13 protein-coding genes are annotated in these 16,234 nt (G+C 40.7%); 6 read left to right on the top strand and 7 right to left on the bottom strand.

Translation table 11 applies throughout. From position 1 onward, the window contains the following. Positions 1-86 precede the first annotated feature (86 nt). The 7 genes from AB4160_RS07210 to cmoA are packed head-to-tail and all read right to left on the bottom strand — an operon-like array spanning position 87 to position 7,962. A complete protein-coding gene (locus AB4160_RS07210) occupies positions 87-1,232 on the bottom strand; it encodes a DUF3541 domain-containing protein (protein WP_102437196.1) in 1,146 nt (381 codons plus the stop codon). Beyond that, positions 1,210-3,015 (bottom strand): hypothetical protein, encoded by a 1,806-nt coding sequence (locus tag AB4160_RS07205; RefSeq protein ID WP_102531835.1) that lies wholly within the window; start codon positions 3,013-3,015, stop codon positions 1,210-1,212. Before AB4160_RS07205 ends, AB4160_RS07210 begins: the two co-directional genes overlap by 23 nt. Continuing rightward, the gene (locus tag AB4160_RS07200; RefSeq protein ID WP_076536381.1) at positions 2,978-3,934 is read right to left on the bottom strand and encodes an alpha-L-glutamate ligase-like protein; all 957 of its coding nucleotides are present in this window, start codon (positions 3,932-3,934) and stop codon (positions 2,978-2,980) included. Before AB4160_RS07200 ends, AB4160_RS07205 begins: the two co-directional genes overlap by 38 nt. After that, a complete protein-coding gene (locus AB4160_RS07195; RefSeq protein WP_102437200.1) occupies positions 3,934-5,439 on the bottom strand; it encodes an inactive transglutaminase family protein in 1,506 nt (501 codons plus the stop codon). Before AB4160_RS07195 ends, AB4160_RS07200 begins: the two co-directional genes overlap by 1 nt. 8 nt (positions 5,440-5,447) lie before the next feature. Then, positions 5,448-6,212 (bottom strand): ATP-dependent zinc protease, encoded by a 765-nt coding sequence (locus tag AB4160_RS07190; protein WP_102437202.1) that lies wholly within the window; start codon positions 6,210-6,212, stop codon positions 5,448-5,450. Between the two features lie 29 nt (positions 6,213-6,241). After that, on the bottom strand, positions 6,242-7,234 hold the full coding sequence (gene cmoB / locus AB4160_RS07185; RefSeq protein ID WP_372004067.1) for a tRNA 5-methoxyuridine(34)/uridine 5-oxyacetic acid(34) synthase CmoB: 993 nt from the start codon (positions 7,232-7,234) through the stop codon (positions 6,242-6,244). Continuing rightward, positions 7,231-7,962, bottom strand: coding sequence for a carboxy-S-adenosyl-L-methionine synthase CmoA (cmoA, locus tag AB4160_RS07180; RefSeq protein WP_102437206.1), 732 nt, complete (start codon positions 7,960-7,962; stop codon positions 7,231-7,233). The genes cmoB and cmoA overlap by 4 nt, the downstream gene beginning before the upstream one ends. Before the next feature lie 236 nt (positions 7,963-8,198). Between cmoA and AB4160_RS07175 the strand changes: the two genes are divergently transcribed. The 6 genes from AB4160_RS07175 (at position 8,199) to ruvB (ending at position 16,172) form a co-directional block, all read left to right on the top strand. After that, on the top strand, positions 8,199-11,030 hold the full coding sequence (locus AB4160_RS07175) for a diguanylate cyclase domain-containing protein (RefSeq protein WP_372004065.1): 2,832 nt from the start codon (positions 8,199-8,201) through the stop codon (positions 11,028-11,030). 301 nt (positions 11,031-11,331) lie between these two features. Beyond that, a complete protein-coding gene (gene aspS, locus AB4160_RS07170) occupies positions 11,332-13,113 on the top strand; it encodes an aspartate--tRNA ligase (protein WP_102475518.1) in 1,782 nt (593 codons plus the stop codon). Positions 13,114-13,231: 118 nt separating this feature from the next. Continuing rightward, positions 13,232-13,978 (top strand): YebC/PmpR family DNA-binding transcriptional regulator, encoded by a 747-nt coding sequence (locus AB4160_RS07165; protein ID WP_102437211.1) that lies wholly within the window; start codon positions 13,232-13,234, stop codon positions 13,976-13,978. Positions 13,979-13,993: 15 nt separating this feature from the next. Beyond that, positions 13,994-14,515, top strand: coding sequence for a crossover junction endodeoxyribonuclease RuvC (ruvC, locus tag AB4160_RS07160; RefSeq protein WP_102475520.1), 522 nt, complete (start codon positions 13,994-13,996; stop codon positions 14,513-14,515). Then, positions 14,512-15,129, top strand: a complete 618-nt coding sequence (ruvA, locus tag AB4160_RS07155) for a Holliday junction branch migration protein RuvA (protein WP_102437215.1) — start codon at positions 14,512-14,514, stop codon at positions 15,127-15,129. The genes ruvC and ruvA overlap by 4 nt, the downstream gene beginning before the upstream one ends. Before the next feature lie 35 nt (positions 15,130-15,164). After that, on the top strand, positions 15,165-16,172 hold the full coding sequence (gene ruvB / locus AB4160_RS07150) for a Holliday junction branch migration DNA helicase RuvB (protein ID WP_076536398.1): 1,008 nt from the start codon (positions 15,165-15,167) through the stop codon (positions 16,170-16,172). Positions 16,173-16,234: the final 62 nt, after the last annotated feature.

Below are 16,234 nucleotides of genomic sequence, written 5' to 3'. Positions count from 1 at the left end.
ACAAAACTCATTAGTTTACAGGTCAATATTAAAAAGAGCGTATCACACAGTGATACGCTCTTGAAGGCAATCGAGAACGCGCTTAATTACTTAGCGCTAGGTTTCTCTTTTGTATTGCTGTTAGTTTTAGTGAGATCTTTAGGCGTCACTTGCACCGGCAAATACTTCTTCGTCGCTTTTATTTCAGCAAGGTAAGGGCCTTTATGCAGCTTCTCTGGCCAATCAAGAAGCATCATCGCCAATACATTGCGGTGTTCGCCTGACACCATATTGGGATTACCACGAGGTGACGGGATCAGTTGATACTCAGGGATAAATGACGCCGCAATATGGTTTTGAGTCTTTTTAACCACAGGATGGTTTGGCTGACCCGCTAATAAAAAGCTAATGCCGACTTCTGAAATAATGTCATCGGTTGCATCAGTTAAGATCCGATCAATGTTGTTATTAAAGTAATCTAAAATCCATTGATAATCTTTGGCGTTAACTTGCTCTTGATAATAACCACTAGAGGCAAAAATAAAGTGTGTCATACCATATAGCTTGTTTCGGTACTGCTTTTTATCAAGATTGTTGTCTTTATCGTCAGGATAAGTCTCGATGAACGCTTGTTTATATACCTCGACATAATCCCCCACATTTAGCTGTTTAGCCCAGTAAACATAATTCACTAACTGCGCGGCCCATGATGTGATCATTTTAGGATCAGTCAAAGCTGGGGTTAAATCATAGGCTTTTAAGCCTTTAATCATTTGCTCATGACATGGCCCCATGAAACCCAGTTCATCGGTGCGACTGGCATAGCGCAATAAAATATCGCTATAGAAAATAAACTCTGGAAACGGCTTAAGGGCTTTTTTACGCGCTTTAGCACGAGGACCTTTACCTAACACGCTAATAGCTTGTTCGGCTTCATCTTCAATAAAATTAGGTTTATCCATATTACAGGCAAAGTAGTTTTGTCTTTCTGTAATGGTGATCAAATCAATTAAAGCGGCATTAGCGTACTTTTCATCACCAGTCATGCGATACATACGTAAACCATAATGCCCTTGAATTCGAGGTGGCAAGGAATACATATTTTGTTCAAGGTTAAGCTGAATTGCGCTTCGAACTTGCTGGTGAGTTAATTGATGGTTATCTCTGGTTTCAGCAAAGCTGCTGGCACAAGTAAGTAGCAACGAAAAGCTGATTAAACTGGTTAAGGATTTAAATTTTCGAATTGCCAACATTAAAGGCTCTCCTGATGATTGATGATGGATCAGTCGGTGGATTAAGTATAATGCTCATTTGTTGGATTAGGGATAAATTATCTTCATTAACTACCAAAATATCAAAAACTTGGCGATTTGTTATTGAAGCGTTAGTGTCTGTATTAATCAAATTAACTAAATTTTGTTGCCAAAGTGGGTGATAGTAATCGAGCCCTTCATTAGCTATGCCGTTAAAGCTATAGGCCATATTTTTTGCATCCGGCCATTGTTGATTAAAACTCGCCTGAAAAGCCTGATTGATGGCGCTATTTAGTTGTTGATTATTTATATCATCCCCTTGCTGCTCAGAGTTTAAATAATACCAAGCGACTTTGCTGCGAAATACCCTAAGTTGCTGTCGATAAGACTCAGCAAATTGCTCTCTCGCTGAAGGGGTTAAATAGGCTAATTGGTGTTGTAGATGACTGCTTAACCAATAATAACCTAATAAATAATTATCTGTTGATACTCCAAGCTTATTTACCAAATAGAATTGGCTGCCTCGAGTCATAGCAGTAATGGCCTCGCTGAGGCTTTTCACCAGTTGCATTGCTTGGCGCCGATTAGATAAATATTTTGGAAAAACCACGCTCGCTTGGGCAAATTGCTGACCGATCACCGGATACCTAATGATATTCGCCATCGAATGCTTACTTGTATGGATATAGAGTTCACCAACTAAACGCTGCTGATGCCACAAGCGATAAGTTGTAATTGGTTCTGATGGTTCATTGACCGTTGCAGTGCCATTGCCAGTACTCGCGGTGGTATTGGTTTCATTAGTGGACGACATATCAGCTTGCACTTGGAGGGGAATCGCTTCGAATTCAAGCCCCAGAGGCGTTAATACATCGACAACTTGCTGAAATAAATCACTACTGTTTTTGGGGCCAAGATAAGGGGTATTTTTTATCTGACTAAGGGTTTTACCGATATTCCAAGGCGCTGTATTAATATTATTGGTTTGGCTTTCTAAGAAGGATAATAACAGCTGATTTGTTAATAACGGCTTTGTTGATAATGATTGGGTTGCCTGTAATGGCGCGCTTTGGGCTTCAGCTGAAGCAATGCTGGGCTCAGGCGCTGAAACTTGCTGCTTAATGGTTTTAATTGTCGCTAATAACTGCTTATTTTTACTTTTTGCCCGTGCTTGATAGGCCTGCCAAGTGGTTTTTCGGCATTGCTCATCTGGTTGTAAAAGTAAGTATTTGGCTAAACTGATCTCAAAAGCAGAGTTTGTATCATCGCGGTTGGTATCTAACTGGCATTGTGCGTTATTAAATACCAATTTCAAATTACTATTACTAAGGTTTCGTCTTATCGTTGCCTGTGCATTGTGTAACTGTGATTTGGTATCGATATCAAGTTGGGCTAGTGTAATCGCGTTAATTTTATTGGCTAATAAAGAGTAGGGCATGTGGCTATCTTCAAGCTCAGCGATAAAACTGGATAATTGAGGCGCTGTTAACAATGCTGATAATTCATCAGCTAAATGTAATTGGCACATTAATAGCCCTTCACGCTGGTTATGAGTGGCTAAGTGGCGGTAGTAATTTAAACGGTCGTTAAAATTGTTAAAGCCTAAGGTTAATTGCTCAAACTGTAATGTTTGGTAAGGGGTTGTTTGCTTTAAATCTAGGGATGCTAAAGACGGTTTGTATTGCAAACATTGTTGCACAAACAGCTGAAGAGGATTGGCAACTGCTTGCGCAGTTGCCAATAAACTAAAAGTTAGGATTACTACAGAAATGCTTTTTGGCATAAGCCACACGTTCTTCCACTGAAACGGCAGGGCCTTTGATAGACTCAACATGTTGCAAGCGTTGTAAAATCCCTCTACCGTTTGCGGTTTGAATTGCAAGTCCTGGTCGAGCATTTAGCTCCAGTAGTAATGGACCTCGCTGCTTATCCAAAACCATATCGGTTCCTAAATAACCCAGTTCACACATTTCATAGGCACTGGATGCGGTATGAAGCAGGGTGTCCCAGTTTGGGACTTGAATTTGTGACAATTCAAATTGAGTATCAGGATGCTTTAAAACAGGTTCATCAAATTGAACAGCAAACAAACTTTTGCCTGTAGCAATATCTAAACCGACACCGACAGCGCCTTGGTGCAAATTAGCTTTGCCATCTGAAGCAGCTGTTGAGCAGCGTAGCATGCCCATTACTGGATAGCCTTTAAACACGATTAAGCGGATATCAGGCACGCCTTCGTAACTAAAACCATCAAAAACCGGATCGAACTCAATCAAGCCTTCAACAATGGCGACATCAGGGGTGCCGCCTAAAGAAAACAACCCACTTAAGATGTTGGAGACATGGCGATAAACTTCAGTCGGCGTCACTTCATCGCCATTAGGTTTATAATAGCGACCGCCTTCCACTTTAGTGATCACCAAAATCCCTTTACCGCCAGAACCTTTTGCTGGCTTTATCACAAAGCCAGTACGGTCGATGACCATTTGCGGAATATCATTGATTTTGTGCTGCTCTTCAACAACACCAATCAAGTCAGGTACGGCAATACCATTGGCTAAAGCTAATTGCTTGGTAATCAGCTTGTCATCCACGCGTTTGTAATATTTACGAGGATTATATTTTCCAATGTAATCGATATTACGCTTATTCATATTTAATACGCCTTTGCGGCGCAGCTCCCAAGGCCAGGCAAAGTTCATTACTGATCTCCAGCCAAAGGTTTAAAGCGTTTAAGCTCTGTGAGACGGTAGCCAGTGTATTGGCCCATCACTAACACCATTGCTAAAATCACTAAGTGAATACCTAAGAAGTTAAATACCCAATATTGGATCCAACTGTTACTCATAGCAAGGTAGGCTAAGGTGGCGACAAACAAGCTACCACCGCCGGCCATCACTACCGCTTTAGGGCCTTCTTCTTCCCATAAAATTGACATACGTTCAATGGTCCATGCCAAAATGATCATCGGGAAGAAGGTAATGGTTAAGCCTTCACTTAATCCCACTTTATAGGAAATAAGCGTAAACAAGCCAATAATAAATATCACTACAATAATGACCGCGGATATTCGGGATATGAGCAATAAGTTAAGTTGTGATAAATAGGAGCGGATCATCAAACCAAAGGCGACAATTAACAAGAAGCCAATTAAGCCGGTCAATAATGTGGTTTGAATAAAGGCTAATGCAATCAGTACCGGCATAAAGGTACCTGATGTCTTGATACCGATAATCACTCTTAAGAACACCACCACAAGCACGCCAATTGGGATCAATAAAATCCCTTTGAAGGTACTTTGTTCTTCTAGTGGTAATTGGTACAAAGAAAAATCCAGTGCATCTGAGTTTTTCATCATATCGATAGAGGTTGCCAGTGCTGAGCGTGTTTCTTGCAACATTGAAAAGTTAACTTGCGAGTTACTGCCACCAACAACATCTAACACCGATTGGTTATTGTGTTGCCATAAAACCAAGTTATCAGGACGGCCTTGTTTGTTGCCTTCAACATCAAATAAAACCCATTCACCATTATGATAAACCTGCACATAAGGATTGAGTTGCTGACGACGACGTTGGTCTTCTAGCATTAGACCACTCACTTGTTTTGCAGGAACGCCTTTAGAGTGCAGCATTTGCAAAAACAACTGGGTACGAGTGTTAACTGATAATAACAGTGCTAAATTCTGCGATTGATTAGTGTCGTTAATCACTGACATTAACTGCTGTGCGTAAGAAAGGTTATTAGCACTGCGCTGCCATACATCGTTCATGATTTGGTCAGCGGCGCCTTTTTCAGTGACTTGCCATAAAAAGGGTTCTGGTGTTTCAGGTACTTCATCTTGGGTGACGTCAAGTTGACCTGTCGGTACCAGTGTTACACGGTAATATAAGGATTGACGTCCAGAGGATTCACGAATTGACCAAACTGCTCTTCTGTCAGCCCCTTCTGAGATATTTAGACCATATCCCGGTGAGGTAGCATTTTCTGAAAGTACATCAAATGCAGGATCTTGTGGCAAAGAGAGTGATACTTCGGTTGGGTTATTATTACCATTAAACATCACTTTTGCTTCCACTGACCAGCTTTGAACCTGCTGACCAGGAAGGAAAGGGACGTTGTGTTCAACGCTGCGATAAATACTGGCTGCAGTACCGAATATAAATAATAACGCGACGAAGATAAAAAACGGTTTACGTGAATGCATTAGAAGTCCTATTTAACTTTTGTCGTTATTTGTTTGTCTTTTTTTCCATGAATATAGCTCTGGCCGACATCGACTACAGCAATATCTTTCATAAATTTACGACCAAGTAGTAAGGGATAATCTAAATGGCTACGATCGGTTAAGTTTAAGTCAGTTTCAGCGGCGTATTTACCAATTTGCAGGTGGGCATGAATAACGGGGCGGCGATCATCAGGTTGTTCTGCATCTTGTTTAATGCGCACAAAACGTTCAACTTTATGTTCAAAAGTATCCCCAGGTTGATCCTCTCCATTGATCATTACATCGAAGCGAACCCATTGAACGCCATTACGTTCAAATAACACAATATTGCGGGCATCTAATGATGACGATTCAGCGCCAGTATCAATACGCGTTGCAAAAGCGGCTTTTAATTCGTCAATAAAAACACTTTCTACTTCACCCAGAACAAACTTATCGGTTATTGCTGACTCAGGACACTGAGGTGGTTCATTTAATTGCGCTAATGCAACGGCATCAGCATCCATTTTTTCAGATTGTTTGGTAAGAGTATCGGTGATTTGTAACCTTAATTGTTGTACTTCTTCGTTTAAGGCAACAATTTCAGGTGTGGCGCTAATACATTGGCTATTAATCGCTTCAATAATAGCGGCCTGAGAACTGGCTAAATTTGAAGTAAACTCTTCACTACCAACCGGAGTTACTTTTTCTGTTGAAGCACAGCCGGTGATTAACGCGGCTGTACAAGATAAAATAAATACCTGCTTTAACATGATAATTCCTGTTATTTTAATAATCTAGGTTAAATTAAGTCGTGATTAGGTTGGTTCTTTATTGCAATAATCGTTGCACGTTTGGGTGCAGGGTAACCTTCTACCGTTAAACTAACATCATTTGGATCAAGATAATCCACTAACGACTCGTTTTTCATCCATTTAGTTGAGCGCTGTTCTGCCATAGAGGTGACATCAACATCGACACAACGGATATCGGTAAAATCGCATTTTTTAAGCCATAACATTAACGCATCAACGGAGGGTAAAAACCATACGTTGTTCATTTTGCCGTATCTGTCTTCTGGCACTAAAACCGCATTTTCAGCACCATCGATAACTAAAGTTTCTAATACCAATTCGCCGCCCATACGCAGTTGATCACGTAACTGCATTAGATGGTCGATAGGTGAGCGGCGGTGATATAACACTCCCATAGAAAACACTGTATCAAACGCATCAAGTGCTGGCAGTTCTTCAATTCCTAATGGCAATAAATGAACAGGATGCTGATTACCCGCTAAACGCTTAACGGCTTCAAATTGGCATAAAAATAACGGCGAAGGGTCAATACCCACGACACGTTTTGCGCCAGCCCCTAGCATGCGCCACATGTGGTAGCCGCTACCACAACCTACATCTAGCACGGTGCGATTCTCTAACGGTGAAATATGTGGTTTTACTCGATCCCATTTCCAGTCACTGCGCCATTCGGTATCGATATCAATACCATGAATATTAAAAGGACCTTTACGCCAAGGTTGAAACAAGCCTAAAAGGTTTTCAAGTTTTTCAGTTTGACCTGCAGTAAATTGGCTGCCATCGCCAATTTTGACACCATTGAATAAATCGATGCTTGTTGGAGTAGGGTAATTAAGTTTGTTAAGGACTTTTTCCCATTTAGGTAAATTGCCGTGTTTATGTTCACGTTGCCACTTTCCTAAAATAGCCGGTAATTCTTCCAACCAGTGTTGTAACGATGAGTCGGCAATTTGTTGATAAAAAGAGCTGAAACTAATCACTTGATAGCCACCATAGATGCGAAATTAAAACATTGGAACCATACAGTTGAATGACTAAAGCCATTATCAGTAAAGCGTTGTTGGTGGATTGTTAAACTGTCTGGGCGCATCACATTTTCAAGTGCGCTGCGTTTTTGGCTGATTTCTAACTCACTGTAGCCATTAGCACGTTTAAAATCGAGGTGTTGTTCATACAGCAATGATTGAATCACATCATCTTCAAAGCAGAGCTTTTCTGAGATCACTAAAATGCCGCCAGGCAATAAGCCTTGAAATATTTTTTTGATCAGGCTATCTCTATCTTGCACCGGTAAAAACTGTAAGGTGAAATTTAACACCACCATCGATGCATTGGTGATTTCTACATCTCTAATGTCACCACAAATTAACTCAACCTCAGTATCACTGACATAAGCCGCGAGATTTTCCTGACATCGAGAAACCATAGACTCGCTATTATCTACTGCGATAATACGGCATTGGCGTTGTTCAATTTGACGACGAATACTTAAGGTAGCAGAGCCTAAGGAGCTGCCTAAATCATAAATATTAGAATTTGGCGTTACATACCTATCAGCAAAATCACCTATCGTATTAATGATTTGTGCATAACCAGGTACAGAACGTCTGATCATATCGTTGAACACACCAGCGACGCGATTATCAAATTGAAAATCTGATATTTTGTCAGTTGCTGTGGCGTAAATTGTGTCTTGTTGAGAGTTCATCTGCAGTAACTTAGGAGTATTATATTGTCATTCTAGCTAATCCTAACAAATAGCAGCAAGTATCCCATTGGAATTTTTGTAAATTATTTTGTTTATTGGCTATTTTCTCGGTAAATTATTCATCTTGTTAGACAATTAGTCGATATAAAACGGTATGATGTACAGTAATTAAAAATAACCAACAAACACATAACCTTTTTCTTCAGAGAAAATACATCTTGCACAAGGGATAGCGCTTGAAGTTCACTCAATTTATATTTGTCATCATAGTCAGTTTAGTGCTCACCACTGCTACTTGGGCTAATACCTCCTCAGATGAGATACTAGTAAGCTCACTACCGAAAACAATATCTATTTCAATGAGTGAAGACGCTTACCCTTATCAATTTGTTGATCAAAATGGTAACCCTTCGGGTTTGATGGTCGATTTATGGCACGAATGGTCAGTTAAGAGTGGCATTAAAGTGATTTTTAAGCCCATGCCATGGAAGGAGTCACTCTCTGCTGTTGAAGAAGGTAAGGTCGATGCCCATATAGGAATGGTAGTAAACGCGAAAAGAAAGACAAAATTTGCTTATGCCAATCAAATAACAACATTAAATAATTACGTTTACCTTCATAATGATATCGCCACTAAGAAAAGCATCACAGATTTAAAACCTTTTAAAATAGGGGTTATCGAAGGCACATCTCATCTCGATGATTTATTAGCCATTGAACCTAGTCTCACATTTAAAACCTTCAAAACTAAACGTGAACTCGTGGACGCGGTAATTGATGGCGAGCTATATGCTTTTGCTGCTATTCAAGGTTATTATCAAGGGATTCCGGTTAATTTTGATTTGGCCAATAAGTATCAAACTTCCGCTAGGATCTCAGTTAATACAGTTAATTTAGCGCCAGCGGTTGCCAAACGGCACAGTTATTGGGTTGCTGAAATTAACCAAGGTTTTGCGCAAATATCAGCGAAGGTGGTTGATGATATTGAGAAACGCTGGTTTGGCCTGAGACGTGAATCAGGCGGCTTAATGATCGCTATGCAAGTTGAAATTGAGCCGTTTGTTGATATTAACCCTGAAGGTCAACCCCATGGTTTGTTTGTTGATATTTGGCAGCTATGGTCAGAAAAAACGGGCATCAATATTAATTTCATTTCTAGCGATATGAACGGTAGCATTAACATGGTTAAGAAAGGGCTTGCCGATGTTCATATTGGTTATCCTGAAAGTGACACGATGAACACTGGGTTAAATCGAGCAAATCATTTATACACGGTTAAAAGTCGTTTTTTTAGTTACCAAAAAGAATTAACCAATATTAGTCAAGTTGATGGTAAACGCATTGGTATTTTTGCCACATCTCCTTATATTGTTGAACTGAGAACATTATTGCCTAATGCGCAGCTGCGGTATTACGATTCTATGGCTCAAATGGTCAAAGCGAGCCAAGACGGCGATATTGTCGGCTTTGTTGCATCGAGTGCGACTACGTCACATTACTTACTTAATAATAAAAAATGGGCAGATTTCAATCAGCTCACTTCAACTGAATTTAGCACCCAGATTTATAACCTCACCAATGTTGAAAACACAGAGCTTGCTGAGCGTATCACCAATGGTTTCAAGCTGATTAGTTTGCATGAACTAAATAAAATAGAGCGTAAATGGCTGGTTAATAATGACGACCGCACTTTTATTAGCCGTGATAAGCAAATATTTTTAAGTCATAACGAGCAAAAATATTTGGACTCCTTAGGTGCATTAAAATTGGGCTATTTAGACGACTGGGCACCAATGGAATATCAAAATGAACAGGGTGAGTTTTCTGGCGTTAACAGTGACGTCACTGACATTATCTCTAATCAATTAGGAATCGATATTATTCCAGTTGCTTATCAAGATTGGGATAGCCTTAACAATGATATTAAATCAGGAACCATACACATGGTCGCTAGTATGGCCAAGAGTAAATTGCAGCAGCCTACGCTCGAATTTACCGATGGTTACTGGCCATCTCCTTGGGCCATTGCCACCTCACTCACTGAGCAACCACTATTTAATTTAAGTCAATACACAAGTAAACGGATTGCTGTGGTCAAAGGGTACAGCATCAATAATCAATTAAGGCAACAATTTCCAGGCTTAAAGATCATGCCTGTGGCAGATGTCAAAAGTGGTTTAAAAGCCGTATCTACAGGTCAAGCTGATTTATTTATTGAGCAAGTGGTTACCTTGGCTTATGCACTTAATGAAGGTGGTTTCCCTGATTTAAAAATAGCACTGGTAGCGGATTTAGCAGAGCAAAAAAGTCATATTGGCGTCTATTCAGAACTTAAAAATCTCATCCCACTAATTAATCGTGCCTTAGAAACTATTGATGAAACAAAGCAGCAGCAAATGTATCAGCAATGGGTGGCCATTGACTTAAGTAGCGAAGCGGATAAATATCAACATTGGTTTAAGATGCTGTTGATAGGGTTAGTTATTGTTAGCGCTATTACATTGTTGGTTATTTGGGGTAACAGGCGGCTGAAGGCAGAAGTGGAGCTTCGTAAACAAGCACAATTAGAAAGTAAATTTGCAGCTGAGCATGATCTTGTGACTCATTTACCTAATCGGTGTTTACTTGATGATAGATTAGCTTGCGCCGTCACTGCTCATCTAAGAGAACAACATAAATTTGCCATTTTATTTATTGATATCGATAAGTTTAAAGCAGTTAATGACACCTATGGCCATCATGTTGGTGATCAAGCATTAGTTGCTATAGCAAATAGCTTGAAAAAAGCGGTTAGAAAATCAGATACAGTTTCTCGATTTGGTGGTGATGAATTTGTCATACTACTGAATAATATCGATAACGCAGAAAGTGCAATTAAGGTGGCTGAAACCATTACTGCTAACCTAACAGAGCCTTTGAGGATTGATGGTATCAGTCTAACGCTTACTGCCAGTATCGGTATGGCGATTTATCCTGATGATGGTGATAACGCCATTGCATTGTTAAAGTGTGCTGATAAAAATATGTACCGCAACAAGAAAAGCGCTAACAACTTAGGTTACCAATAAGCTGAATAGTCTTGATTAATTTCTAACAAATAAACTTAAGGCTTGGCAGCGGTTAACCAAAAATGCAGCAGATCCACAAAAAAAGCATTGGATGATGCTTTTTTGCACGTTTATTGTGCTAACTTTTTCCTAAAGCCGCGTTAATTGCAGTAAACTATTTCAAAGCTTGTAGTAAAATAATGTTCGGATTTATTTATCACGTCATTGACGTTGTTTAAGTACTATAGTTGCTAGCATTATTTATCTAATGTTTAACAGAATTATTTTTTAGAACCTATTACCGAATTAAGGGTAGAGTTAAATGCGCAGTCAATATTGTGGAGACGTCAATAAGTCTCATCTTGGTCAAGAAGTCACCTTAGTAGGTTGGGTAAACCGTAGCCGTGATTTAGGTGGCGTGATTTTTTTAGATCTTCGTGACAGAGAAGGGATTGTACAAGTTGTTTATGATCCGGATTTAGAAGATGTTTTCAAGGTTGCCAGTAGTTTACGTGGTGAATTTTGTGTACAAGTAAAAGGCGTGGTGCGTGCAAGACCAGAAAGCCAAATTAATGCACAAATGAAAACCGGTGAAATTGAAGTATTAGGTAAAGACTTAGTTATTATCAATGCTTCTGCGCCGTTACCACTAAGCATGGATAACTACCAAAACAATAGTGAAGAGCAGCGTTTAAAATACCGCTACTTAGATTTACGTCGCCCAGAAATGGCTGACAGAATCGTATTTCGCTCTAAAGTGACTAGTGCTGTGCGTCGTTTCCTTGATGACAGCGGTTTTTTAGATATTGAAACGCCAATCTTAACCAAAGCTACACCAGAAGGCGCTCGTGATTATCTAGTTCCAAGCCGGACCTATAAAGGTCAATTCTTTGCCTTACCTCAGTCACCACAGTTGTTTAAGCAATTGTTAATGATGTCTGGTTTTGACCGTTATTACCAGATCGTAAAGTGTTTCCGTGATGAAGATTTACGTGCAGATCGCCAACCAGAATTTACTCAAATAGATATCGAAACTTCTTTCATGTCGTCAGATCAAGTGATGGCGAAAACTGAAGAAATGGTTCGTGGTTTATTTAACGACTTATTAAATGTCGATTTAGGTGAATTTCCACGTATGCCATATGCAGAAGCCATGGCACGTTTTGGTTCAGACAAGCCTGATTTACGTAACCCACTAGAGTTAGTGGACATCGCTGATTTGGTTAAAGACGTAGAATTTGCAGTATTCAGTGGTCCAGCTAACGATGTCGAAGGTCGTGTTGCGGCATTACGCATTCCAGCAGGCGCATCTTTGTCTCGCAAACAAATTGACAACTACACTAAGTACGCTGGCATCTATGGTGCTAAAGGCCTAGCGTGGATGAAGATTAACGACTTATCTGCTGGCATTGAAGGTATTCAATCACCAGTACTTAAATTCTTAAACGAAGAAATCGTTAACGAAATTATCAGTCGCACAGGTGCGCAAACTGGTGACATCGTGTTATTTGGCGCTGATAAAGCCAATGTTGTTGCTGAAGCAATGGGAGCACTACGTCTTAAAGCCGGTGAAGATTTTGACCTACTTGAAGGTGAATGGCGTCCATTGTGGGTTGTTGACTTCCCAATGTTTGAGAAAATTAATGGTGGTTTCCACGCTGTTCACCATCCGTTTACCGCAGCATGTGATGTTACCCCGGAGCAATTAGAAGCGGATCCAGCCGCTGCGATTTCAGATGCATACGATATGGTATTAAATGGCTGTGAATTAGGCGGCGGTTCAGTGCGTATTCATAATGCAGAGATGCAAAGCGCGGTATTCCGTATCTTAGGTATTTCAGATGAAGAAGCCAACGAGAAGTTTGGCTTCTTACTTGAAGCATTACGTTATGGTACACCACCTCATGCAGGTTTAGCCTTTGGTTTAGATCGCATTATCATGTTAATGACAGGTGCAAGCTCAATACGTGATGTAATGGCATTCCCTAAAACAACCACTGCGGCATGTCCGTTAACTAATGCCCCAGGTTTTGCTAACCCGCAGCAGTTAGTTGAATTAGGTATCAATGTTATTCCGCAAGAGAAGCCCGCTACTGAAGAGTAATCTAAAGTTTGGCTACATTGATAAAATAACAAACCGAGGCATATGCCTCGGTCTGTTTTTATAATACCTAAGTGTGTAATCTAACAGGTATTGAGACCGGAAATTTAAAGGACTTACCATGGCTGGACACAGTAAATGGGACAATATTAAGCATCGTAAAGCGGCCCAAGATGCCAAGCGTGGCAAATTATTCAGTAAATTTATTCGTGAGTTAACCGTTTCAGCACGAGAAGGCGGATCAGATCCAGATGCTAACCCGCGTCTACGCGCCGCAATAGACAAAGCTTTATCAAATAATATGACCCGAGACACGGTAGAGCGCGCAGTAAAACGTGGTGCCGGCGAGCTTGATGGTCAGCAGCTTGATACCATTATTTATGAAGGGTACGGCCCAGGTGGCACCGCAGTGATGGTTGAAACCATGACCGACAATAAAAACCGAACTGTCTCTGGCGTACGCAATGCATTCAGTAAGTCAGGTGGTAACCTAGGCACCGATGGTTCTGTCGCTTATATGTTTACAAAATCTGGGGTCATTTCATATCCAAATACTGTCGATGAAGATCTACTGATGGACGCTGCCTTAGAAGCGGGTGCAGATGATGTGGTTTCCCATGATAATGGTGCATTTGATGTACTCACCACGCCTGATGCATTTGGCAGTGTTAAAGATGCCCTAGATGCTGCTGGTTTTGAAGCAGTAAATGCCGAAGTCACCATGATTGCCGGTACTAAAGCCGATTTAGATGCTGATACCGCAGCTAAATTTATGCGCTTGATCGATAATTTAGAAGATCATGATGATGTTCAAGAGGTTTATCATAACGCTGAAATATCAGACGAAGTAATGGAAAGTCTAGGTTAAGGAAACCTTAAAACCGTGACAACAATATTAGGCATTGATCCTGGTTCACGAATTACCGGATACGGCGTCATCAAGTGCCAAGGCAGACAACAACTGTATTTAGGCAGTGGCTGTATTCGAACCTCAGCAGATGATTTGCCGACTCGATTAAAACAAGTTTTTGATGGCATTACAGAAATCATCAAGCAATACCAGCCGGATCAATTTGCCATTGAACGGGTTTTTATGGCAAAAAATGCCGATTCGGCTCTAAAGCTTGGGCAAGCACGCGGCGCCGCCATTGTGGCGGCCATGAATGCTAATTTGCCGGTTGCTGAATACAGTGCAACCCAAATTAAAAGTGCTGTTGTGGGGACGGGGCGCGCGCAAAAAGCGCAAGTTCAGCATATGATCCAGCAAATTTTTAAATTGCCTGCTGCGCCTCAAGCTGATGCTGCTGATGCACTTGGCGTTGCTATTTGTCACTACCACACTTATCAAAGTTTAATTGCGCTGGGTGGAAAAGCTCAAAGCCGCACATATGGAAGATACAAATGATTGGAAGATTATGCGGATTGGTGGTTGAGAAACAGGCCCCAGAAATTGTACTTGATGTTAATGGCGTTGGTTACGAGTTACAGGTACCAATGACCAGTTTTTACGAGTTACCGGAATTAAACCATACCGCAATGCTATACACCCACTTTGTGGTACGTGAGGATGCGCAATTACTTTATGGTTTTATTACTAAGCAAGAGCGGGCGTTATTTCGCTTATTAATAAAAACCAATGGTGTCGGCCCTAAACTGGCGCTTACCATTTTGTCAGGTATGACCGCTGGCGAGTTTGTTAATTGTGTTGAGCGTGATGATATCGTGACCTTAGTAAAACTTCCCGGTGTCGGTAAAAAAACTGCAGAACGCTTAGTTATTGAAATGCGCGATAAACTGAAAAGTTTACTCGAAGCTTCCGTTGGCTCCGAGCGTGAGTTTGCATTGCAAACTAACTATCAACCTGCAGTGGTTGAAAACAATGCCGAAGAAGATGCTATTGCCGCACTAGTATCATTAGGCTACAAACCCGCGCAAGCGAGTAAAGCGGTTATAACAGCTTATTCAGACGGCATGACCAGCGAAGTATTAATTAAAGCCGCGCTAAAATCGATGCTTTAACTCCGGTATTTAATTGCTTAATTAAAGAGATATAAATGATAGAAGCAGATCGCTTAATACAACCACAAGAATTTGAGCAAGAAGTACATATTGATAGGGCGATGCGCCCTAAAATGCTTGAAGACTATACAGGTCAAGATGATACTCGCGCCCAGCTTAAAGTGTTTATAGAGGCAGCGCTTAAACGTGAAGAGGCCTTAGATCATATGTTGATTTTTGGCCCTCCAGGTTTAGGTAAAACTACGCTGGCGATGATTGTTGCCAATGAAATGGGTGTAAATATTAAGTCTACTTCAGGACCTGTACTTGAAAAAGCGGGCGATCTCGCTGCACTACTGACAAACCTTGAACATGGTGATGTGCTATTTATCGATGAAATACACCGCTTAAGCCCAGTAGTGGAAGAAATTCTCTATCCTGCAATGGAAGATTATCAATTAGATATTATGATTGGTGAAGGACCTGCAGCACGTTCCATTAAACTGGATTTACCACCCTTTACTCTAATTGGCGCCACCACCCGAGCAGGGGCGTTAACGTCGCCTTTGCGCGCCCGTTTTGGTATTCCACTGCGTCTTGAGTTTTATAACGTAAAAGATCTTTGTACCATTGTGACTCGCTCAGCCAAAGTCATGGAATTACCCATCGATGAGCAGGGCGCCTTTGAAATTGCAAAACGCTCAAGGGGAACACCTCGTATCGCTAATCGTTTGTTAAGACGTGTTCGCGATTACGCTGAAGTAAAGCATGATGGCTTTGTAACTGCAGAGGTCGCACAAAAAGCGCTGGATTTACTTGATGTTGATTTAGAAGGCTTTGATTATCTAGACAGAAAATTATTATTAGCCATCATTGATAAGTTCATGGGCGGGCCAGTGGGTTTAGATAACCTTGCCGCAGCTATTGGTGAGGACAGAGAAACCATTGAGGATGTATTAGAGCCATTTTTAATCCAACAAGGCTTTATACAAAGAACACCACGTGGCCGAATTGCAACAGATAGAGCATATCTGCACTTTGATATCATAAAACCAGCAGTTTAGTTTGTTGTAATAAAAAATGGAAAGCTAAGGCTTTCCTTTTTTTTTACTTATAAATAATGGTG

The sequence above is a fragment of the Shewanella sp. 10N.286.51.B8 genome (assembly GCF_041469325.1).
In the GTDB taxonomy this organism is placed as follows: domain Bacteria; phylum Pseudomonadota; class Gammaproteobacteria; order Enterobacterales; family Shewanellaceae; genus Shewanella.
The sequence above is the reverse complement of the archived record's forward strand: the minus strand, read 5'-3'. Positions and strand labels throughout refer to the sequence as shown.

What these genes read in the sequence shown, in the direction of transcription:
- AB4160_RS07210 (WP_102437196.1), bottom strand. Translation starts at nt 1,232, where the DNA reads ATGTTGGCAATTCGAAAATTTAAATCCTTAACCAGTTTAATCAGCTTT.
- AB4160_RS07205 (WP_102531835.1), bottom strand. Translation starts at nt 3,015, where the DNA reads ATGCCAAAAAGCATTTCTGTAGTAATCCTAACTTTTAGTTTATTGGCA.
- AB4160_RS07200 (WP_076536381.1), bottom strand. Translation starts at nt 3,934, where the DNA reads ATGAACTTTGCCTGGCCTTGGGAGCTGCGCCGCAAAGGCGTATTAAAT.
- AB4160_RS07195 (WP_102437200.1), bottom strand. Translation starts at nt 5,439, where the DNA reads ATGCATTCACGTAAACCGTTTTTTATCTTCGTCGCGTTATTATTTATA.
- AB4160_RS07190 (WP_102437202.1), bottom strand. Translation starts at nt 6,212, where the DNA reads ATGTTAAAGCAGGTATTTATTTTATCTTGTACAGCCGCGTTAATCACC.
- cmoA (WP_102437206.1), bottom strand. Translation starts at nt 7,962, where the DNA reads ATGAACTCTCAACAAGACACAATTTACGCCACAGCAACTGACAAAATA.
- aspS (WP_102475518.1), top strand. Translation starts at nt 11,332, where the DNA reads ATGCGCAGTCAATATTGTGGAGACGTCAATAAGTCTCATCTTGGTCAA.
- AB4160_RS07165 (WP_102437211.1), top strand. Translation starts at nt 13,232, where the DNA reads ATGGCTGGACACAGTAAATGGGACAATATTAAGCATCGTAAAGCGGCC.
- ruvA (WP_102437215.1), top strand. Translation starts at nt 14,512, where the DNA reads ATGATTGGAAGATTATGCGGATTGGTGGTTGAGAAACAGGCCCCAGAA.
- ruvB (WP_076536398.1), top strand. Translation starts at nt 15,165, where the DNA reads ATGATAGAAGCAGATCGCTTAATACAACCACAAGAATTTGAGCAAGAA.